Source organism: Novosphingobium oxfordense (assembly GCF_044029435.1).
In the GTDB taxonomy this organism is placed as follows: Bacteria; Pseudomonadota; Alphaproteobacteria; order Sphingomonadales; family Sphingomonadaceae; genus Novosphingobium.
Map to the genome: position 1 here is coordinate 1,880,679 of NZ_CP147005.1, position 20,135 is coordinate 1,900,813.

General features: G+C 62.2%; 20 protein-coding genes. 11 read left to right on the forward strand and 9 right to left on the reverse strand.

All coding sequences use genetic code 11. The features are described 5' to 3' along the window. Position 1: 1 nt before the first annotated feature. From WBP07_RS08730 to WBP07_RS08745, 4 genes are all read right to left on the reverse strand, one after another. Entirely contained in the window at positions 2-1,018 is a 1,017-nt protein-coding gene (locus tag WBP07_RS08730) for an alcohol dehydrogenase catalytic domain-containing protein (protein WP_395395558.1), read from the reverse strand. After that, the gene (locus WBP07_RS08735; protein ID WP_395395559.1) at positions 1,015-2,205 is read right to left on the reverse strand and encodes a sulfotransferase family protein; all 1,191 of its coding nucleotides are present in this window, start codon (positions 2,203-2,205) and stop codon (positions 1,015-1,017) included. The genes WBP07_RS08730 and WBP07_RS08735 overlap by 4 nt, the downstream gene beginning before the upstream one ends. Positions 2,206-2,251: 46 nt before the next feature. Continuing rightward, positions 2,252-3,424 carry a hypothetical protein gene (locus tag WBP07_RS08740; RefSeq protein WP_395395560.1) on the reverse strand — a complete coding sequence of 391 codons (1,173 nt, stop codon included), beginning with the start codon at positions 3,422-3,424 and terminating at the stop codon, positions 2,252-2,254. A gap of 121 nt (positions 3,425-3,545) precedes the next feature. Beyond that, positions 3,546-4,400 (reverse strand): SDR family oxidoreductase, encoded by an 855-nt coding sequence (locus tag WBP07_RS08745; protein ID WP_395395561.1) that lies wholly within the window; start codon positions 4,398-4,400, stop codon positions 3,546-3,548. Between the two features lie 132 nt (positions 4,401-4,532). On the opposite strand from WBP07_RS08745, the gene WBP07_RS08750 reads away from it, so the two are divergent. Beyond that, positions 4,533-5,045, forward strand: coding sequence for a hypothetical protein (locus WBP07_RS08750; RefSeq protein WP_395395563.1), 513 nt, complete (start codon positions 4,533-4,535; stop codon positions 5,043-5,045). A 63-nt stretch (positions 5,046-5,108) separates the two neighbouring features. After that, positions 5,109-5,744 carry a TetR/AcrR family transcriptional regulator gene (locus WBP07_RS08755; RefSeq protein WP_395395565.1) on the forward strand — a complete coding sequence of 212 codons (636 nt, stop codon included), beginning with the start codon at positions 5,109-5,111 and terminating at the stop codon, positions 5,742-5,744. A gap of 41 nt (positions 5,745-5,785) precedes the next feature. Here WBP07_RS08755 and WBP07_RS08760 read toward each other — a convergent pair whose 3' ends face one another. The 3 genes from WBP07_RS08760 to WBP07_RS08770 form a co-directional block, all read right to left on the reverse strand. Further along, positions 5,786-8,281: a TonB-dependent receptor gene (locus WBP07_RS08760; RefSeq protein ID WP_395395567.1), complete on the reverse strand. Its 2,496-nt coding sequence runs from the start codon at positions 8,279-8,281 to the stop codon at positions 5,786-5,788. A gap of 310 nt (positions 8,282-8,591) precedes the next feature. Beyond that, complete coding sequence (locus WBP07_RS08765) at positions 8,592-9,701, reverse strand: BamA/TamA family outer membrane protein (protein WP_395395569.1); 1,110 nt, start codon at positions 9,699-9,701, stop codon at positions 8,592-8,594. A gap of 235 nt (positions 9,702-9,936) precedes the next feature. Beyond that, positions 9,937-10,182 carry a hypothetical protein gene (locus WBP07_RS08770; RefSeq protein ID WP_395395571.1) on the reverse strand — a complete coding sequence of 82 codons (246 nt, stop codon included), beginning with the start codon at positions 10,180-10,182 and terminating at the stop codon, positions 9,937-9,939. Positions 10,183-10,632: 450 nt separating this feature from the next. Between WBP07_RS08770 and WBP07_RS08775 the strand changes: the two genes are divergently transcribed. Together WBP07_RS08775 and msrB are read left to right on the forward strand one after the other, a co-directional pair. Beyond that, positions 10,633-11,184, forward strand: a complete 552-nt coding sequence (locus WBP07_RS08775; protein WP_395395572.1) for a MucR family transcriptional regulator — start codon at positions 10,633-10,635, stop codon at positions 11,182-11,184. 178 nt (positions 11,185-11,362) lie between these two features. Continuing rightward, complete coding sequence (msrB, locus tag WBP07_RS08780) at positions 11,363-11,812, forward strand: peptide-methionine (R)-S-oxide reductase MsrB (RefSeq protein WP_395395573.1); 450 nt, start codon at positions 11,363-11,365, stop codon at positions 11,810-11,812. A gap of 198 nt (positions 11,813-12,010) precedes the next feature. Here msrB and WBP07_RS08785 read toward each other — a convergent pair whose 3' ends face one another. After that, a complete protein-coding gene (locus tag WBP07_RS08785; protein WP_395395574.1) occupies positions 12,011-12,190 on the reverse strand; it encodes a hypothetical protein in 180 nt (59 codons plus the stop codon). 693 nt (positions 12,191-12,883) lie between these two features. Between WBP07_RS08785 and WBP07_RS08790 the strand changes: the two genes are divergently transcribed. The 7 genes from WBP07_RS08790 to WBP07_RS08820 all read left to right on the forward strand — a co-directional run bounded on the left by WBP07_RS08790 (position 12,884) and on the right by WBP07_RS08820 (position 19,198). Continuing rightward, a complete protein-coding gene (locus WBP07_RS08790; protein ID WP_395395575.1) occupies positions 12,884-13,165 on the forward strand; it encodes a hypothetical protein in 282 nt (93 codons plus the stop codon). Positions 13,166-13,325: 160 nt separating this feature from the next. Beyond that, entirely contained in the window at positions 13,326-13,721 is a 396-nt protein-coding gene (locus WBP07_RS08795; protein WP_395395576.1) for a hypothetical protein, read from the forward strand. Positions 13,722-14,063: 342 nt separating this feature from the next. Next, positions 14,064-15,437: a UbiA family prenyltransferase gene (locus WBP07_RS08800; RefSeq protein ID WP_395395577.1), complete on the forward strand. Its 1,374-nt coding sequence runs from the start codon at positions 14,064-14,066 to the stop codon at positions 15,435-15,437. Continuing rightward, positions 15,434-15,883 (forward strand): GtrA family protein, encoded by a 450-nt coding sequence (locus WBP07_RS08805; protein ID WP_395395578.1) that lies wholly within the window; start codon positions 15,434-15,436, stop codon positions 15,881-15,883. The genes WBP07_RS08800 and WBP07_RS08805 overlap by 4 nt, the downstream gene beginning before the upstream one ends. 11 nt (positions 15,884-15,894) lie before the next feature. Then, entirely contained in the window at positions 15,895-17,211 is a 1,317-nt protein-coding gene (locus WBP07_RS08810; RefSeq protein ID WP_395395761.1) for an FAD-dependent oxidoreductase, read from the forward strand. Between the two features lie 2 nt (positions 17,212-17,213). Beyond that, complete coding sequence (locus tag WBP07_RS08815) at positions 17,214-17,942, forward strand: SDR family oxidoreductase (protein WP_395395579.1); 729 nt, start codon at positions 17,214-17,216, stop codon at positions 17,940-17,942. Further along, positions 17,942-19,198: a glycosyltransferase family 87 protein gene (locus WBP07_RS08820; RefSeq protein ID WP_395395580.1), complete on the forward strand. Its 1,257-nt coding sequence runs from the start codon at positions 17,942-17,944 to the stop codon at positions 19,196-19,198. The genes WBP07_RS08815 and WBP07_RS08820 overlap by 1 nt, the downstream gene beginning before the upstream one ends. Positions 19,199-19,357: 159 nt before the next feature. Here the strand turns inward: WBP07_RS08820 and WBP07_RS08825 are convergent, their stop codons facing one another. Next, the gene (locus WBP07_RS08825) at positions 19,358-19,780 is read right to left on the reverse strand and encodes a VOC family protein (RefSeq protein ID WP_395395581.1); all 423 of its coding nucleotides are present in this window, start codon (positions 19,778-19,780) and stop codon (positions 19,358-19,360) included. Between the last annotated feature and the right edge of the window lie 355 nt (positions 19,781-20,135).

Sequence of the window (20,135 nt, forward strand, 5' to 3'; positions counted from 1 at the left end):
GTCAGGATGCGTTGCAGCGCACGTGGACCTTGGTTTCCTCGTTCGGTCCACGCAGCGTGGCGAACATGTCCGGCAACTCGTTCAGGCCGATCACATTGGTGACGATCGCCTTGGGATCGACATGGCCCTTGTCCATCTGGTCGGCGATGTAGACGAATTCCTTCATCGAATAGCCCACTGCGAACTGCATGGAGACGCACTTGTAGGAGGCGATGGCCGGGATCACCGGATCGGGCGCAGTGCAGAACCCCAACGACACGATGCGGCCGAACTGGTCGGCATGCATGATCGCCTTGGAGAGCATGCCTTCCGCACCCACCGCCTCGAACACCACTTGCGGGGGGCCGCCCAGCGCTTCGGCCACTTCGCCGATCTCGCCATCGCCATAGGCGACAAAGGCATCCGCGCCCATCGCCAGCGCCAGATCCTTGCGCCGCGCCGAGCGCGACATGGCGACGATGCGCCCTGCCCCCAATCGCCTTGCCCAGTAGATCGCATAGAGCGCGACCGTGCCGCCGCCCAGCACCAACACCCGGTCGCCCGGCGCGATCGAGGCGAACTTGGTGCCGTAAAGGCTGATCGCCAGCGGCTCGATCAGCGCGCCATCGGCCAGCGAAAGCGTCGAGGGCAATTTGGTCGCCACGCTGGCTGGCACGGAAGCCAGTTCCGCAAAGCCTACCATCGCCTTGGCCGGGCTGGACTGGCAGAGCACATTGTTGCCATGCGCACGGCACTGGCGGCAGTTCCCGCAGGCGACCGAGGGCAGGACGGCGATCTTCTCGCCGATCCGGAACCCTTGCACATTGCTGCCCAGCTCGACGATCTCGCCCGCATATTCGTGGCCGAACTGCACGTTCGCGCCATAGTCCCACATGCCACCCTTGGTCATCGAAAGGTCGGTGCCGCAGATGCCGCAGCGGTCCACGCGGATCAGCAGATCGTCCGGGCCGGGGCGCGGATCGGGCAGGCTTTCGATGACGATCGGGCGGCCGCCGCCCGGATAGAGCGCTGCCCTCACTTGCCTTTCTCCACCAGATCGAAGCGTTCGATGTAGTCCCCGAAGGGCTCCCGCGCCTGTTCGGGCGTCATGCCGTAATCGGCAATCGAGTAGCGATGGACGCCGTGCTGAAGCTCCGGCTTTTCCTCGATCCGCTGCGCGAACTGCGCGCGCGTCGTGTCCGGAATGTCCATGCCGATGAAGGCATAGATGCGGTCTAGCACGTCCATCGGGTTGCGATGGAAATCGAGATGCACCACGTCCAGCACCTTGCCCGGATGGCGCTGCCGCACCGCATCGGCCTTGCGCACGGCGTTCGCCCACTTGGCCACTTCGCGTTCCAGCATGTTGGCGGCGCGCTGGTCGGCGCGGCCTTCCTCCATCGTGGGATGAAGCGTCATCAGCAGCGACACCAGCGAGGGCACCGCCTTGGCCGGATCGCGGTGGGTCTGGATCACCTTGGCCTCCGGGAACACCGCGAAGAGCAGATCGAGATTCTCGATATGTCCGGGGTTCTTCAGCAGCCAGCGCTTGTCGCGATCGTTCGATCCGATCAGCTGGACGCAGCGGTAATAGTAGTCATAGGCCGCCTGCTCGCTCTGGCACTGCCACCAAGCATCGTAAGTCGGCGCGGACCACCCGCAACTCCAGAGGTTCGACACGAACGACTGGCGCAGCAACATGCAGCATTCGTGCACTTCCTCGGCGGCGATATGGTGCGCCGCGCGCTTCTGCGGGGCGGCAGCATAGCGCGCCTCCAGCACCGCGACGGTCTTGCGGTATTCGGGATAGCTTTCCCACTCGCTCAAGGGCGGACGCGGCATCGGCGCGTCCAGCAGCCACGTCTGCAAACCCTGGAAACGCTGGTCCACCGCCATCAGCCGATGGAGCGCCGTGGTGCCCGTGCGCGGAACGCCGGTGATGACCACGGGGCTCGTGATCGCTTCCGCATCGAAGCCCGGATTGTCCTTCATCGCCTTGAAGGCGCCGGCCCGGCTGCGGAGCACGCCGATCACCTGCCCCCATGCCGCGCGCCGCCCCTGTTCGGTGAAATGCGGGTCGTAGTCCATCGACTGGAGCATGACCTTCAGCCCGTGCAGGTAATCGCCGGGTCCGAAATCGTCGTGCCCCAGTTCGCGCGCGACGATCTCATGCGCCTGGTCCGACGCGGTGCGGAACCGCTCCGGCGGATCGTATCCGAAGTCCATCGGGTATCCTCTCTCGTATCTTATTCTTGTTACCGACGGCCCATGACTACCAACGGCGGCGGCGCTGGCAGGCGCGTACGCGCTGACGCAGTTCCTCTTCGCGCGCCTCGGGCGTGACCACGGGCGTATCGTCAGGCAGGTGATCGCGCAGTTCGGACAGCTTCACGCGCTTGATCGTCGGCGTGGGCTCGCTGTCGCAATCGTACCAGCGGCCATAGATGCCACCCTCGGTATAGCCGGCCGGGTCCAGCCAGTTCGGCACGCCGGGATCTTCCAGCGCGATCACCGCACGGTACTTCCCGTCCGAACTCAGCTTCGCGAAATGGCCGTTCGAACTGGAGATGCGATAGACGTACTCCAGCGCGTTGAAGTACGGATCGTTGAGCTGGATGTTCCAGTACGGCGCCTTGGCCGGAATCTCCGTCTCGATGATCAGCGCCTCGTCCGCCTCAAGCTGGAAGCACGCAGGCCAATAGACCTGCTTCACCAGCGCGCCGGGCATGCGGATCGGTTCGAAGACGTTGAAGCCCACACGCTCCTTCACGCCGTTCTGCATCGGGTAGTAAAGCTTGGTCTTGCGGCCGGGGAACTTCGCCATCTCCTTGATGCGCCGCAGGATTTCCTCAGGCGCAAGGCGCGGCTTGGGCGGCACGGGATCGAGGCATTCGATCGAAAGCTGCGGATCAACCTCGTTCAGCCAATCATAGCTGCGATAGCGCAAGTAGAGATACCCCGCCTCCGGATCGATCTTCGCCCACTTGCCGTCATAGCCCTCCGGCCGTTCGGCGCTGAAGATCACCGAGAAATCCTCACCCAGTTCAAGGCCAAGGTCGGTATCGTCCACTTCGTTATGCCCGTTCGGCCGGGGCATCTCATCCACCGAACCGGACTGCACTTTCTGGCTGGTGAAGGACAGGATCCGGCACGTCCCACGGTTGCCCGAAATCCGATACGTCAGATCGCCCCGGATCGGCGACTGGACGTAGATATCGTCCGGATTGGGTTGGAGCGTGAAGACCGGGTTCCACAGCGGCGCCCAATCCGGATGTTCGGGCGTGGCGTGGAAATAGGCGAAATAGGCATAGGACAGGCTGGTCATCGTCTGGCGATAGACGTCGGCCCGATAGGTCGGATCGTCCGGATGCCAGGTGTCCTGCAGGTTGGCGACCGCACTTTCGAGGTCGGTCAGATAGGCAAGAATGCTCGGTTCGATTTCCATCGCGGGGGCCTCTCCAACCCTATTGATAGCACGCACTATCTAAATCCTATCCCGACCGGCCCGACAAGCCTTTTCCGGCGAAGTGCACCGGGGCTTTCACCGCCCCGGCGATTTCATGCCGTCAGGCCTTCTCCCTCTGGCTGCCCATCATGAACGAGGCGTCGATCGCCCCGGTCATCACGCCGGTTGCGAAGCCCTGATCGGTGTAGAGGAAAGCCCCGGTAACCGCGCCGTTGAGCGGGCTGTTCAGCAGCACCAGCGGCCAGGCCTGATCCTCAGCCGTCGCGATGCGCCCCAGCGAAGGATAGGGCCATGCGTCCAGGAATTCCTGGCTGATCACATCGGCGGACTGGTCCATGAACGCGGTCTTGGTCGGGCACGGGCCGATCGCGTTGAAGCGAATGCGCCGCTCGTTCCCCAGCGCGACCGCTGCCTTCGCCACCCAGACCACCAGCATTTCCTTGGACGTGGTGTAGCCATCGCGCAGCCGCTTTTCAGGATCGGCCTCCACCCAGGCGAGCGCTTCGTCGGGATCGCCGATCGCCAGCATTTCAAGGCTTTGCGCGATGTTCTTCTGCCAGCCCATCGCCGCATCGGAGGAGATCAGCGCGATCCCTGCTCCATCCGCCAGCGACGGCACAAGGCTTTCCACCAGCAACCGCGTGCCGATATAGTTGACCCGCATGCAGTAGAGCGCGCCCTTGATATGCGGCGGCAGACCCGCGCAAGGGAACAGGAAGTGGATCGGCGCGATGGCCTTCAGGGCTTCCGCCGTGGCGCGCACCTGATCGAAGTCCGACAGGTCGCAGCGATAAAAGCCTGCGTGGGGTACCTTGGGCTCCTGGATGTCGATGATGTGCACATGCGCGCCCAGATCGCCCAGAATCCGCGCCGCAGCCTCGCCCATCCCCGATGCGCCGCCCGTCACCACCACCGTCTTGCCGCGATAGCCAAGGCCATCCAGATCGCTTGCCATATCCTTAATCCTCTCCGTGCAGCCGCGTCGCTGTCGCGCAGCCCCTTCGAGTCCGGGATACTAGGGCGAAGGCCGGGGCTTGCGCAAGATAGATAGCATATACTATCCTTTGCGTTCTGAAGGGAGATCGTGATGCCGCTTTTGCTTGACCGTTCCGTGGATCGTTTCGAAACGGGTTCGGGCCTGCTGCTCAGCGAGCACTTCCAGATGGCCTATACGACCAACGATATCGAGGCGGCACGGGCGCTGTTTTCGGGCCGACTGGGCATCCGCGAATTCCGCCGGCTGGAAGGCGCCTTGCCCCAGGGCGGCTATATCAAGGCGGACTTCGCCTGGGTCGGCACCGTGATGTACGAACTGATCGAAGCCACCGGCCCCGGTTCCGAAATCTACAGCGGCCGGCTGCCGCAAGGTGAAGGATTCCATATCCGCCATCACCACCTCGGCTTCCTGATCCATGACGAGCAGCAGTGGGAAGGTGTGTTCCAGCAGGCCGAGCAGAACGGCTGGGCCGTGCCCTATCGCAGCCGCAATCCGTTGCTGCAGGCCTGCTTCGTCGATGTGCCGGAACTGGGGCACTATCTGGAATACCTGTTCCCTGAGCAGGCGGGGCTCGATTTCTTCGATTCCGTGCCGCGCAGTTGAACGGCTATGGCGCTGGCGCATCCACATTTGCTAGGCGTGCCCCCGGCAAACGATGGAGCGGTGGTGAGCGAAGAGAACAAGACGACGCGCAGGAAGCGGCGGACTTCGGAGGAAGTGGCCAGCCGCCTGCTGGAAGCGGCGGAAGAGGAGTTCAAGCGCTGCGGCTATTCCGGCGCGACCACCGCCGGAATCGCGCGCCGTGCCGAAAGCACCGAGGCGCAGCTTTTCCGCATGTTCTCGTCCAAGGCCGCGCTGTTTCAGGAGGCGGTGTTCCGCCCGCTCGACACGCATCTTGAGCAGTTCAACGACAGCCACGCGATCGACGATCCGGCCACCGGCAACCGGCGCGAGAACGCCCGGCTCTACATCGCGGAACTTCAGCGGTTCCTGCAGGAGCATTCGCAGCTTCTGCTCACGGTGCTGACCGCCAGCCTGCACGGCACGGACAGCGATGCCAGTGCGCGGGCGATCAGCAGCCTCAGCGAATACTTCGAGCGTGGCGCCGCGGTTCAGGCCAAGCGACTGGGCAACGCGCCCCGGATCGATCCGAAGCTGATGGTGCGCGTTTCCTTCGCGGCGGTTCTGGCCAACGTGATGTTCAAGGACGTGCTGTTCCCGCCGGGCTTGGCGTCCGACGAAGAGATCGACGACGCCGTGCTGGAATTCGTGCTGGACGGCATCAACGCCAACAAGGACTGAAAAGGGACGGGGCTGTTGCGCCCCGTCCCCCTCCCCTGTTCTTACAAAGCGTCGCCGCCGAAACGAACGCGCAGCCGCACGCCGTACATGCGCGGCTGACCCAGGATCAGCGAATCGTAACCCGTTGAATTCCAGGCATTGCCCACGAAGACCGGATACTTCTCGTTGGTCAGGTTGCTGACGAACCCGGAAAGATCGACCGGGCTACCCGCGATCGAATTCCAGTTCGCGTTGAGGTTCCAGAGATTCGTCGAAGGCAGCCAGCCGATCGGACTGTCGTTCGCGGCAAGTTGCTTGGCGGTGTAGGTATACGTCGCCGAGAGCGAGATCTTGCCGATGCTGTCATCCAGCGGCAGCGTGTAGGTGCCCGTCAGCGTGATCCTGTGCTTGGGCGAAAGCGGCAGCACCCCGCCCACCGCCGCGCCGGTCGACGGCGGCAGATAGCCGGGGATCGACGGCGGCGAGTAGGACTTCAGCTTGGTATCGAGCCATGTGTAGCCGCCGGTCAGGTTGAAGCCCATCCAGTTCACCGCGCCTTCCGCCTCGATGCCCTGAATGCGCGACTTGCCGGCGTTGACGATCACCTGCGACGGCGATGCTCCTGCCACGGTGCCGTCCGGAATGAGGTTGGCGGAAAGCTGCTGGTCGCTGAAATCGTTGTAGAACCCGGCGAGGTTCAGATAGCCCGAGACTTTTCCGTGGAAGCTGGCCTTCGCGCCGATTTCATAGGCATCGACCTTTTCAGGGCCCCAGCCCACCGGCACTGTGTTCGATACGTTGACGTTGCCCTGGCGATAGCCGCGCGCGTACTTCGCATAGACCATCGCGTCCGGCATGACCTTGTAATCGAGGCTGATCAGCCAGGTCGGCTTTTCGGACTTCTGGGTGAGCGAGGTAACGCAGTCGTCCCCGGTCGGCGCCGGCCGGGTGGGATAGGCGGCGCAGAAGAAGGAAGGCGTATCGTTGGAGACGCGCACCGTGCGGGTGCCGCCCTCGCCGCGCACCTTGTCGATCGTGTAGCGGATGCCGCCCGTCAGCGAGAGTGCCTCGACGATCTTGTACGTCGCCTGCGCATAGAGGCCGATATTGCGATACCAGTAACGCGTCAGCGAGTTCTGCAGGATCGACGGGATCGCCTTGGCGCCAAGGCTGTTCAGATTGGTGCAGACGTAGTTCGCGATGTCCGAGCAGGACGAGGTGGTGAACACCGGAATCGGCAGCCCGGTCTGCGCCGGTGAAAGCACCGTGGTGATCTGCGAAACCGTCCCTTGCCAGTTCGAGAGCGGACCGGAACGCTCGTAATAGACGCCCCCCTGATAGGTCAGCTTGTTATCCGGCGTACGGCCTTGCAACTGGAACTCATCGGTGAAAGTCCACTGGTCGATATTGTGCAGGCTTCTGGCAGGCGTGACGCCCACCCAGGTGACCGGCAGGCCCTGATAGGTCAGGTTGTCCGCGCCGACATTGAACGCCTGCGACTGGGTGAACTCCTGATAGCTCGCGATATTCTTCAGCGTGATCGTGTCGCTCGCCTGCCAGGTGGTCGTGTTGATCAGCGACAGGCTGTCGATCTTCAGGAACGGGTTCGGGTGCCCGCTTTCGACGTCCCAATATCCGTAATCCTGCGCCTTCGCACGGGCCAGAGTGCCCGCACAGACCATCGGAGCGAGATATGAGGCTGTCGAGCCCGGCGTCGGCGCCGCAAATCGCGCGGGCACGTCATCCCGGCAGCCCGGCGCGTTGGCGACGACGATCTTGCCGGTCGTGCCATTGGTGCGCGATCGGGTGTAGCTGGCGATGGTATAGTTTTCGAGGTCCGGCGTGATCTCCGCCAGTACCGATCCACGAAACGCCCAGTAATTCACATCGCCGAAATCGTCCGGCCCGATGCCGGAGCGGTTGTGCAGGTAACCATCGCGAACCTGCCGGTCGAGGCCGAGGCGAACCTTGAAAGTCTCCGCCAGCGGCACGTTCACGACCGCCTGAAAACGCCGCATGTCGAAATTGCCGATCGATCCTTCGACATAGCCGCCAAAGTCGTCCTTGGGCCGCTGTGGCACCAGCAACACCGCGCCGCCCGTGGTGTTGCGGCCGAACAGCGTGCCCTGCGGGCCTTTCAGCACCTGCACGTTCTGAAGGTCGAAGAACATGCCGACGCCGGCGCCGTTACCCCCCGGCGTTCCGCCCTGCGCGCGCGGGCCGACGACATCCGCGAAATAGACGCCCACCGATGGCGAGGTATAGCTTTCCTGCGTAAAGCCACGGATCGCGAACGTCGCCGTCTCCCCACCGTAACGCGCGTTGGAAGAGAGCGAGGGCGTATAAGTGGCTAGATCGGCGCCGGACACCACGTTGCGGTTGCTGAGCTGATCCTGATTGTAGACCGTGATCGAGATCGGAACGTCCTGCAGGCGTTCCTCTACGCGGCGGGCGGTAACGACGATTTCATCGGCGTTTTCCTGCGCCAGTGCCGGCGCGGCGAATCCCAGGGCAGTCCCCGCCAAAAGCATGGCGCGGCAAATGGATTTCGTCATCATTCCCTCTCCCGATCATTTATTTTTGCTGGTTATGAAAACTGGATAAGAATTACCTCGAAATAATTGTCCGACAATTTCGGCAAAATTGGAGAATTCCGTCGAACCCACAACTGCTGGACGCGCAAAACAAGGCACGCAGCGGGACAGTGATGGTGTGATCTGGTCTGGCCAGACAGTCGCACTACAAGAAATAGTGCTCACTATTTAAAGAGTCGAGCATCGCCGATGCCCTCCCCCCTCCGGTCATTTCACATAACGCCGGGGCGAAGCGTTCACAGTTGCGCAATGTTCGGAGACACCGCACGCGCGGTCAGAACGCTTCGGCAATGCCAAGGTAGATTGCGCGCGAATCCTTGCCGAACGCCAGGTCCAGCCGCAAATTGATGTTCGTCTTGCGCGAAGGCTGATAGCGAAGCCCCGCACCGCCCGCCGGCAGCAGCTTGCTGTCGCCGATCCGCCCAAGCTTCGGCGCGGTTCCACCAAGGCCCCCGAAGGCCACTGCGCCGAACCGCCCGAAAAGGTGCTGCCGCACTTCCGCCTGCACCGCCCAGCTTGCGCGGTCCCGATAACGGCCGCTCTTGTATCCGCGCAGGTCGTTCTTCTGACCGTAGAGACACAGATCATAGAACGGCGAACCGCCGCTCGCGCCGCAAATCCCGGCGTGCAAGGCCAGCACGGTATTACGCGACCGGGGCAGATACCAGCTGGCACCGGCGGTCAACTTGCGCGAACCGAAATCGCCGCCCAGCAGCTTGACGCTCCACAACCATTCGGCGTGGGCATAGATGCCCTTGCGCGGATTGAGCGTATCGTCGCGCGTGTCATAGGTCACCACCGGGCCGAGTTGGACAAGGCTGGATTTCGCCTCGTCCGCAGGGATGACCAGATCGGGATAGGGCGGCGCGGAATCGGCGTTCGACGCGTCGACCTTCACATAAAGCGCACGGATCCCGACATAGAGCGCCTGCGCCACGCGCCGCTGACCCTGCAGGCGCACGGCGACGATCTTGTTATCCAGTTTCGTCGCGACATTGCGGTCCCCCGCATCCGGGCCGATGCCGTAGTAATCGATCACCAGCTTGCCCGCGCCCGCCGCCGCCGTGATCCGGTATCGGTCTGCATCCAGCGACATGCTGTGAAAGCCGCCGATCAGCCAGTTCCCGTTGCTGGTCTTCATGGCCGCCCCGCCGCTGATCCACGGCGACGGCGCCCCGTTCGGATTGTAGAATGCCACTGCGGCCGCGACGATACCGGTCCCCAACGAAGGATTGGTGATCGGCAAGGGGATCGCCAGCACATCCCTGCCGCTGTCCTTCCCCGCCATCGTGGCGATGGCCTGGGCCTGCTCGTCCACTTCGTCCATCTGGTCGGTCGGTTCCGCTGCCTGCGCCGGCACGCTTGCCGAGATCCAGCCGGCCATGAGCGCAATAACGACCGCTCTCCCCGGCCCGACCGGCCAGCGCCCTGCCCGACCGAAGGGGGCATCGGAAGGCGTTTTCGCGCGCATGACTGCGGCTTACCCGTATGCCCGGACCGGCATATCCGGACAAACCCGCAATTGGCCGGGAATGCGCCCGCATCGTCCCGCGACCGGCGGGTTCAGCGCTGCGTAGAAGACGGAGCGACGCGCCCCCGATGACCGCCGGAAACTGCCGTCAGAACGCGAACGAGAGCTGGTCTGGATGCGGCGGACGCCGCCTCGTTCCGCGTTCGCGGATGTTGTCCTGGTCCACCGTCCCGAAGATCACCTTGATCATGTTGAGCGCCCGGGCATTGACCTTGCCCGACGCTTCCAGACGCCGTACCGCGCGGGCGGGATCCCGGTACCCGATGGCCTTGCCAAGCTCTGTTTCGGACAGTCCGCGGTTCTTGCGGGCTGCGGCCAGTTCGGCCCCGGTCATGAGGAACTCCGTGGATAACTCTGGAAACAGGCCAGGCCGGGTCGATGATCCGGTAACTGCCCCGAAGGCAACCGGTTTTTAGCGATTTTCAGGGCAAGGTTCCAGCCTCGAACGAGGCACTGTCCACTGGCTTTCCCCAACTTGTCGACAAGCACCCGCATCAAGATTGCGGAACGCCGGAACCATGTGAGGCGGGCCCAAAGCGGGCACAGAAGTCAACCGCCTGCGATCGGCAAAGCTCGAAAGTTAGCCAACACACACAACACGTCTGACTGACCTGCTGTCGCTGCAAACATGACCAATTCATGGTAATCGTTTGGCAAGGAAGCGAGAGACGCCCGCCCTCCGCGATCGAACCGCTTCATAAAAACGATTTAAGCTGCTGGTTTCTGTAGAAAAGCGGCCACTATCCCGCGCGACCGCCTTGCACAAACCCACTGCGAATGGTGCTTGGGCGCCGGTGCGATTCGTCAATTAACGCGGGTGATAGTTAAAATGGTTCAAGAAGCCCTCCTCGAACTCACGTCGGGCATTATTACCGCCCATGTGAGCAACAATGCCGTTTCCGCCGAAGACCTGCCCAGGCTCATCCAGAACGTTTTCACCTCGCTCTCAACGCTGGGCCAGCCGGAAACCCCGATCGAAGAGGTACGCCAGCCGGCCGTGTCCCTGCGCAGCTCGGTCAGGCCCGATGCCATCGCCTGCCTTGAATGCGGCGCAAGGCTGAAGACACTGAAGCGCCACCTCATGACCGAACACGACCTGACGCCGGACGACTATCGGGCGCGCTGGAACCTCGGCAGCAGCTACCCGCTGACCGCAGCCGACTACTCCGAAAAGCGAAAGACGATGGCGGTCAATGCCGGCCTGGGGAAATCCGGCGGCCGCAAAAGCGATCGCACCCGCGCGGAGACCGCCCCAGCCATCGACGCGCAGGCACCCACGGAGGAAGCCAAGGCGCCCGGCAAGGTGCGCCGCAAGCTCGGCATCAAGGCGGGCTGAGCGCCTGTTTGAAAATGCCCGCAAGGGCATTTTCGGCGGCACCGACCCATTTCCCGATGGCTGGCTGCTCGAAGGCGGGGCTGCAGTCTTCGCGGGCGCAAACTTGCGAACGATGGGCGGGGCACCCCTTTCCAGCGCCCCGCTCCGTCACCATGTTCGCGCCCAAGGAGAACGACGCATGCCCACTTACGAAAAGACTGAAGAGGCCATTGCCCGCCTGACGCCCGAGCAGTTCCACGTCACGCAGCGCAGTGGCACCGAACGCCCCGGCACCGGGGAATATCTCTACAACAAGAAGCCCGGGATCTACGTCGACATCGTTTCGGGAGAACCGCTCTTCGCCTCGTCCGACAAGTACGAGTCCGGTTGCGGCTGGCCCAGCTTTACCAAACCGATCGAGCCCGCCAACGTGAACAACCTGGTGGACCACAGCCACGGGATGAGCCGCACGGAAGTGCGCTCCGCCCATGGTGACAGCCACCTCGGCCACGTCTTCGAGGATGGCCCGCTCGATCGTGGGGGCCTGCGTTACTGCATCAATTCCGCCTCCCTCCGCTTCGTCCCGCGCGAGGAGATGGAAGCACAAGGCTATGCCGACTACCTCGATCAGGTCGAGCAGGCAGACTGATCCACGCTTCGCGCAGTTCCGTGATTATTCGGGCCTGATGATCTTGGCCTGATTGCCCCACATAGCCGGGCCTACAGAACCGGTCCGCCCAGCAGGACGTCGCATCGCCTTCGCGAGCGACGTCTCGCGGCGGCTGGATGCTTTACCGGATCAGGCGGCGGCTCACTCGCGCCACGTCATCCCTCCCCCTGGCCGCGATCAATGTGGCTTTCTCGCCTCATTGGCCAGTTCGTCGATCGCGGCGCTGATGATGCCGAGTGCGCAGACCGCCACATCGCGGTGCACCGGGATGAATACGTCGGAATTTCGGTCCAGTTCCTCGGTCAGATAGATTGCAACCGCTTCGGCAAGTTCGAGCGCTGACGGATCGTCATCCATATCGTTCCTGACAATTGTTCATGGCCCCGGCACAATCCACCGAACATTGCAAAGAAACGATCAACTTGTCGAGCGATTCCTTCACGCTTCAGATCTGCAATTCACGCTACCACCGCTCCACTTATAACAGTTAAAAAAATAAAAATTTCCGTTCCTACACTCCATCTTCCGTCAATGCATTCTATGCATAATTCTCAATTTAAGACGGGCTATCCCTTGACTGCTCATCATTGGGCGGCAACCGACGCTGGACGCATACCGGCAAGCACAACTTCCGGACTCAGCTCATCACATCGATCTAAGCGGGAAGTCGACGCCCCCCCGACTTCGAGGCCACCAGATGATTTGGCATTACCTTGCCAAATTTTAATCTCGCAGAAGAATTCGAAAGCCCTTCGCAAATACTCAGCCATTCATGCAGATGATATCGATTGGCGTAGCACTTTTCCCGCAAACAACCGATCGACGAACTTAAGCATTATCCCTTAACTCTGCACATAAATCATTCGCCGGACCACTTTCCGTGAGAAATTCGGCATTGACGAATCCTGCAAACGGCATACTTTCGCCGCGGGCAAAACAGGGGGTATTATGAAATTGAGAACTGCCGTTCAGGCTGTACTTGCGGCCGGTCTTTTTGCGTCTGCCGTTCCCGCCCTTGCGGCGGACAAGGCCGTTTCGGGAGCCGCTCCCGTGAACGAGGAATTTGGCGTTCCGGTATTTCCCTATGACATCACCGATCGGCCATATCAGGTCGTTGGCGAAGTGAAGGCAGGGGTGCGCAAGGCCACGATCTTCAGCAAGGCGCCCGACCAGGGCAAAATCTACCGCGAACTGTGGGAGCGCGCGCAAAAGCTTGGCGCAGATGCCGTGATCAAAGCTGAATACGGCGATGCGCATGTTACCGCGATGAGCTGGGGATCGGTTTCGGCTACCGGCGTCGCCATCCGTTTCACTGACAAGCCCGGCCAGTAACTTCGTGTTGTTACCGGCTTTGACTGGCGCGGCTCTTGCTGCCGCGCCAGTCGCACCGATATCGACGGAGGCATTGTCGCAGCAATCGACCCCGCCTGCCGCCGAAGCGGCCGCTGCGCCGAGCGATCAGGCCGTTCCCGTCGGAACGCCGGTGCGCCTCATGATCCTTCGCGAGATTTCGAGCCGAACGGCCAAGGCCGGAGACCGCTTTGCTCTGCGTGTGGACGAACCCGTCTGGATCAACGGCATTCCCGTTATTCCCGTGGGGAGCCGGGCGTGGGGTGAAATCGTCAGCCTGGAAGGGAATGCGGCACTGGGCAAAGGCGGCCGCCTTGCAGCGCGGTTTGTCGAGGTCGAACTACCGGATGGGCGCAAGCTTCCCCTTCGAGGCGAAATGAACCAGCGAGGGGCCGGCAACGGCGCCGGCGTTGCCCTGGCCATTGTGGGCTTCGGCCTGCTCGGGCTGCTGAATGCGGGCGATAGCGCCCGTTTCAAGGGCGGCCAGACCACAACGGCGTACATCGACCAAGTGCCGAATTCTTCGCCGGTGAGGTGAACGGTGCAAAGGCCGTACCGGCGAACCGTCTCGCTCGCCGGTACGGCAGGTAACATCCGCCGCGATCGGTCATGGCCATTGTCCGCGAGACGGATCCCTCCGAGCAACTGGCCGGGGATCATCCTGCCTGCGATATTGCGTGTAAGGCTTGACGCATCGCCGTCCGCATCGCCCGCGCCGTCCACATCTCCACTGGGATCCGCTGCACGGCCGGCGATGTACGCCCGGAAATCGAACACATCGATGCTCAATGAAACCCACGCATTATCGCATAATTAACCTTATGTTTGCAGGAATGTTCGCCAAGAGAGCGCCGGTCGGCGCGCTTGTGGGGTGGCGAGCATGAGTGTGAACGGTTGGAATCCGTCCAGCATCGTTCTGGTAGTGGATTTGGGGGAAGTAATCAGGCAGCCCGAAAGCGCCCTCGAAGCGTTTTGGGTCGGTGCTTCCGCACGCTGGTCGTCGTCGATCTTCGCCCTCGTCCGGCAGGATTCGAATTTGCCGCTGCGCGACAGGTTCGCCGCAGCCTCGATGTCCGTGCCGGCAAGACTTGCCTACCGCGAAGATGTCCTCGCGACGGTGCGCGATTGGCGCCGGCAAGGCGGGCAGGCCGTGCTTGTGGCAGCTTCCGAAAGCAAGGCGCTGTCCGCCATCGCGGACCATCTTGGCATCTTCGACGAAGTGCATACTTTGCCGACAGCGCCTGACTTGCGCGAAGAGAAGTTGACGGACCTCTTCGGCCCTGGCGGCTACTCGACCTTTCAACCTTCGGCAGCGTTGCCGGCGGACCTGCCACTGGAATCGTTGCAGCCATCGCTCCCGTCGGCGGATGCAAAATCCGGCATGCCGCCGGCCCTTCGGCTGGTTCGCCCCCATCAGTGGCTGAAGAACCTGCTGATCTTCGTGCCCGTGATCGCCGCACATGAGATCACGATGGCCCGGCTCTGGCCGACGCTTCTTGCCTTCATCGCCTTCAGCCTGATCGCATCCAGCACTTACGTGCTGAACGACCTGCTCGATCTCAACGCCGATCGCGCGCACCCCCGCAAGTGCCGGCGTCCGCTGGCATCGGGTGCGGTCAGCCTGGCACATGGCACCTTGATGGTGCCTGCGCTTGCCATGTCAGGTTGCCTGGTTGCGGCAATGGCAGGCCCCAAGCTTTTGGGGATGCTAGCGCTCTATTTCGTCCTGACCACGGCCTATTCGCTGAAGCTGAAACGGCTGGTCGTCATCGACATCTGCATGCTGGCCGTCCTCTATACGATGCGCATTCTGGCCGGCAGCGTGGCGACGGGCATTCCCAGTTCGGTGTGGCTCCTCGCCTTCTCGATCTTCTTCTTCTTCTCATTGGCGGGCGTAAAGCGTCAGGCGGAGCTGGTCGATGGCATCGCCTCCGGCCTGGTTACGGCCCATGGCCGCGGCTACCACGTCAACGATCTGGCCATCGTCAGCAACATCGTGGTCGCGTCCGGCATGGTTTCGGTGATGGTTCTTGCGCTCTATTCCAATTCGCAACCCGTCATGCACCTGTACAGCCGGCCGGAAATGCTGTGGGGCGTCTGTCTGGTTCTGTTGTTCTGGAACAGCCGCATAGCCATTCTGACCAATCGCGGCGAAATGCATGACGACCCGCTCGTCTTTGCGGCTCGCGATCGTATCAGCCAGATTTGCGGCCTTGCCATCCTGGCTCTCGCCATTGCCGGGACGATGCTGTGACCCCGCGCGTCCTGGCCATACGCTATGTCGCGTTCGCGGTCGTGGCAACGGTTGCCAACCTCGCCGTACAGCGAATGATATTCGCGGCCACGGGTGCCGCGTCCGTGCTTCCTCCGGCCTTGTCCTATTGCGTGGCACTCCTGGCCGGAACCCTGATCGGCCTGATCATCAAGTACATCCTTGATAAGCGATGGATCTTCTACGACCGCGCCAGCGGCGTCGATGCCTACAGCAAGCAGTTCTCCCTCTACGTACTTATGGGCGTTGCGACGACGGCGATCTTCTGGGGCACGGAAACGATGTTCTGGTTCCTTTCGCATTCGCAGATTGGACGCGAAATTGGCGCCACGATCGGTCTCTCGGTCGGCTACATCGTCAAGTATCGGCTTGATCGCCGGTTTGTCTTTGGACGAGACGGCGGCAAGGCCCGGAATGCAACGTGGTGACGCGCAATGTGGTGACATTGGCCGGCTGGGGAAGATATCCCCGCCTTGACTGCGCCGTTAGCACCCCGCGCAGCGAAGCCGACCTTCGGGCGGCCGTCGCGCAAGGCCCAGTGATCGCAAGGGGGAATGGACGCGGATACGGCGATTGCGCGATGAGCCCGCACGGCACCATCGACATGACCCGGTTCAACCGCATTCTGTCTTTCGATGGGCAAACCGGCTCGCTGGTCGCGGAAGCGGGCGTCATTCTTGCGGACGTGATCGATACCTTTCTGCCGCGCGGCTGGTTCCCGTGGGTAACGCCCGGCACCAAGTTCGTGACGCTGGGCGGCATGGTGGCGGCCGACGTTCACGGCAAGAACCACCACAAGGACGGCAGCGTCGGGCGCTACGTGGAGTGGATCGATCTGCTGGGCGCCGACGGCGAAGTCCGGCGTTGCAGCGCGCACGACAATGTCGACCTGTTCGAATCGACAATCGGCGGGATGGGCCTGACCGGGATCGTCCTGCGCTTATGCATGCAGCTTCGCCGCGTGGAGAGTGGGTGGATTCGCCAACAAACCCTCCCCGCGCCGAATCTCGAAACCGCGATGGCACTGTTCGAAGCGCATGCCGACGCGACATACTCGGTCGCCTGGATCGACTGCCTCCATCGCGGTGACGGGCTGGGCCGTTCATCTGTGGTACTGGGCGAGCATGCGCAAGCCGATGAAATCGGCGAGCGGCAGGCCTCCCCCTTTTCGACGCCTCGCCGACGGCTTCGCAAGGTACCCGTCGATGCCCCGCAGGCCCTCCTGAACCCTTTGACGGTACGCGCGTTCAATGCACTCTACTATCGCCGCGCCGTTGCCGCGCAGGGCCATTCGCTGGTCGGTTGGGACGAATTCTTCTATCCCCTCGATGCGCTTCTCGAATGGAACCGCATTTATGGCCGACGTGGCTTCGCGCAGTTTCAATGCGTGCTGCCACTCGAAAGCGCGTCCCGTGGCCTGACGGAAATGCTGCGCGCGATCAGCGATAGCGGCCAGGGATCGTTCCTGGCGGTACTCAAGCGGATGGGCGGGGAAAATGGCCGCATATCCTTCCCGATGGAAGGTTATACGCTGGCGCTCGACTTCCCGATCACATCCAGTTCGCTGGCCCTGATGAACCGGCTGGATGCCATCACCATCGACCATGGTGGCCGCTTCTATCTGGCCAAGGACGCACGCATGAGCGCTGCCACGTTGCGCGCCTCCGATCCCAGAACCCAGGATTTCACGGCGCTGCGTCAAAGGCACGCGCTCACTTCGTTTCGCTCCAGCCTCGCGGAAAGGTTGAATCTGTGACTATGTCTGTACTTGTTGTCGGTGCCCGCTCGGACATGGGTCTGGCGGTGGCGCATCGCTTTGCGGCCGCCGGGTATGACGTTCAGCTCGCCGCCCGTAATGCGGCGCAACTGAATGCCGATGCCGCCGACATCGCGATCCGCCATAATGTGCAAGCGACAACCCACGAGCTTGATGTCCTGGCTCCGGATTCGTTTGAAGGGTTTATCGAAAGCCTGCCCGCGCTCCCGCAGGTGGCGATCTGCGCGGTCGGCCTTCTGGGTGATCAGGCCGTTTCAGAGCAGGATCTTAGCGCTGCCAGTCTGGTGATGCGCAGCAATTTTGAGGGGCCGGCGCTCATCACCGGCCTGCTGGCCGATCGCTTCGTTGCCCGGGGAAGCGGCACGCTGGTCGGCATCAGTTCGGTCGCGGGGGACCGGGGCCGGGCCAGCAATTACGTCTACGGTTCGGCGAAGGCCGGATACACAGCGTTCCTTTCCGGCCTGCGCAATCGGCTGGCCAAGAAGAACGTGCATGTCCTCACCGTCCTTCCCGGCTTCGTCAAGACCCGCATGACCGAAGGCATGGACCTCCCCCCCCGCCTCACGACCACGCCCGAGCGCGTTGCCGACACCATCTTCAAGGCGGCCTCCCAAAAGCGCGACATAATCTATGTGAAGCCGATCTGGCGCCTGGTCATGGGCGTGATCCGGGCATTGCCGGAACGCGTGTTCAAGGGAACCCAGCTATAATGGAATGCCGCTTTCCCGTCGCCGCGCGGATTGCGGAAAGCCGTCCCCTGCGCATTGCCCTGATCATCGCCAGCATTGCGCTGGTGCTGATATCCGCCACTCGTTTCCAGGCGCCGGAGTTGCTTGGGCAGCACAAAGTTCTCACCGATTTCGACGCCTTCCACATCGCTGGCCGAATGGCGGCGGAAGGCCGGGCGGGCGACGCCTACCACATGCGCGCCATGCTGGACGCGCAGCGCAAGGCATCAGGCACCCAAGGCTTCATGCCCTGGACCTATCCGCCACCGTTCACCCTGATGATGCAGGGGCTGGCGCACTTGCCGATCGGCATCGCCTTCGCCACGTTCACCCTTGCCAGCCTGGCGTTCTACACCTGGATCCTGCGACGTATCGCGGGCCAGTGGTTTGTCCTGGCGATGATAGCCGTCGCGCCCGCAATCATCCTGAATTTGCGCACCGGGCAAAACGGCTTCCTGGTGGCCGGATTGATCGGCGCTTTCCTCCTGACCTTTCGCGACAGGCGGCCGATAGCCGGACTGCCGCTCGGCCTGATCATCATCAAGCCGCATCTGGGTGTCGGCGTGGGCCTTGTCACCCTGTTGAAGCGATCCTGGCAGATCGCATTCATAGCCGGAACCGTCATAATCGCCCTGCTTGGCTTGGCGACCTGGAGCTACGGGATCGGCATCTGGGCAGACTTTCGCAACGCCGTGAACGAGGCGAGCGGCTTTCTGGCAAACGGCTACTATCGGCTGTTCCGTATGAGCTCGATCTACGCCTCAGCCTATACATTTGGGATCGGTCCACTGGGCGCGATGGCATTGCAGTTGATCGGCGCGATCACCGCTCTGGGCATCCTGACCCGAGCCTGTTTGCGGAATGTCGACAATCAGGCGCTCTGCGCGCTTACCTGCGTCGCGACCCTGTTCGTGAGCCCCTATGGATACGATTACGATCTGACCATCCTCGGCCTTGCTCTGGCCTTTGTCATTCTCGGCCTGATGGAACGATGCAGCAGCTGGGAAATCGTAGCCCTGTTCGCATTGAGCTGGTTCGTTTGCGGCTTCGGTCTGGGTTGGGCTACCGCCATCTCCGCTGTATCCGCCGACACGACTGTGACCATCAGCTCTGAGAATGCCGGCCTGGCCCTGATTGCGCCGGCGTTGATCGCTCTGTGCTGCTGGACCACGCATATACTTCGCCGGCACCAGCATCACTCCACCGACCTGAACCACGTCGCCGTGAGCTTGAACTGATGCCAGAGCAGGAGGCCATATACCCCACTCGCGGCTCTTCGAACTCGACGGCCTATGGAATGAACCGTGGCGACGGGTTTGTGCAGTAGCTGGCGATGTCGCTGCTTGGGATCCGCAGGAAAGGCCGCTTTCCGCAATAGCCTCAACCCACACCGGGTTTCATGCCGCTTCACCGTCCCGGCTGGCGATGACCAGGACATATCCGTCTGGATCGCGAAGCCAGATTTCCCTGTGCATCGGCGCGCAGTTCACCAAGGGGCCCTCGATCACCTCGGTCCCCAACGCACTTACACGCGCAAGAGCAAGGTCAAAATCGGCGAGTTGAAACCATAGGATAACGCCGTGCCCCGGCCGCGCCTCTTGCGCATTGACGAGGTTCGGGTGATTTTCCGCGTCCCACGCATGCAACTGCAAAAGCAGCCGACCACCACAGTAAATGCGGTCGTAAATTTCGCGGTGAGGATGATCCGGCAGGGACTCGGCATTCAACAGTTGCGAATACCAACGGCTGCTTGCCTTCACATTGCGAACCGCGATGAGAGGTTGCGCCTCAACAGCGGCTTCAGGGACGTTATCGCTCATCCGCCGATCCTCAATGACAAGCGTAGTAATAACGGAGCTGGGCCGATCTTTGCAATCCGGATGGAGATAACCTGCAGCGGCAGTCCCGGCCGCCGCCCATCCGCATCGACCAAAGCCAATGATGCGGAACCCGCTGCGGACGATGCCTGCGAATTTTTAGGATAGGCTGCGAAGAGCCGGAGAACTCCTTTGCTGGGGTGACAGTATTCGAACCCAGCATAGGAGCACACGCAAGCCTCTGATCTTCCTAGACTACGGCTGAAAAGATCGTTTTTAAGTATACACCTAGCGGCTACATCAGCCAAGGACCCGGTTGGGTCTCATCATCGTTGTGGCCACTCGGCGTCGTTGTGCA

Excerpts from the sequence above, each read along its gene's own strand:
- WBP07_RS08735 (WP_395395559.1), bottom strand. The coding sequence starts at position 2,205 with ATGGACTTCGGATACGATCCGCCGGAGCGGTTCCGCACCGCGTCGGAC.
- WBP07_RS08740 (WP_395395560.1), bottom strand. The coding sequence starts at position 3,424 with ATGGAAATCGAACCGAGCATTCTTGCCTATCTGACCGACCTCGAAAGT.
- WBP07_RS08745 (WP_395395561.1), bottom strand. The coding sequence starts at position 4,400 with ATGGCAAGCGATCTGGATGGCCTTGGCTATCGCGGCAAGACGGTGGTG.
- WBP07_RS08750 (WP_395395563.1), top strand. The coding sequence starts at position 4,533 with ATGCCGCTTTTGCTTGACCGTTCCGTGGATCGTTTCGAAACGGGTTCG.
- WBP07_RS08760 (WP_395395567.1), bottom strand. The coding sequence starts at position 8,281 with ATGATGACGAAATCCATTTGCCGCGCCATGCTTTTGGCGGGGACTGCC.
- WBP07_RS08765 (WP_395395569.1), bottom strand. The coding sequence starts at position 9,701 with ATGGCCGGCTGGATCTCGGCAAGCGTGCCGGCGCAGGCAGCGGAACCG.
- WBP07_RS08770 (WP_395395571.1), bottom strand. The coding sequence starts at position 10,182 with ATGACCGGGGCCGAACTGGCCGCAGCCCGCAAGAACCGCGGACTGTCC.
- msrB (WP_395395573.1), top strand. The coding sequence starts at position 11,363 with ATGCCCACTTACGAAAAGACTGAAGAGGCCATTGCCCGCCTGACGCCC.
- WBP07_RS08785 (WP_395395574.1), bottom strand. The coding sequence starts at position 12,190 with ATGGATGACGATCCGTCAGCGCTCGAACTTGCCGAAGCGGTTGCAATC.
- WBP07_RS08795 (WP_395395576.1), top strand. The coding sequence starts at position 13,326 with ATGATCCTTCGCGAGATTTCGAGCCGAACGGCCAAGGCCGGAGACCGC.
- WBP07_RS08800 (WP_395395577.1), top strand. The coding sequence starts at position 14,064 with ATGAGTGTGAACGGTTGGAATCCGTCCAGCATCGTTCTGGTAGTGGAT.
- WBP07_RS08815 (WP_395395579.1), top strand. The coding sequence starts at position 17,214 with ATGTCTGTACTTGTTGTCGGTGCCCGCTCGGACATGGGTCTGGCGGTG.
- WBP07_RS08820 (WP_395395580.1), top strand. The coding sequence starts at position 17,942 with ATGGAATGCCGCTTTCCCGTCGCCGCGCGGATTGCGGAAAGCCGTCCC.
- WBP07_RS08825 (WP_395395581.1), bottom strand. The coding sequence starts at position 19,780 with ATGAGCGATAACGTCCCTGAAGCCGCTGTTGAGGCGCAACCTCTCATC.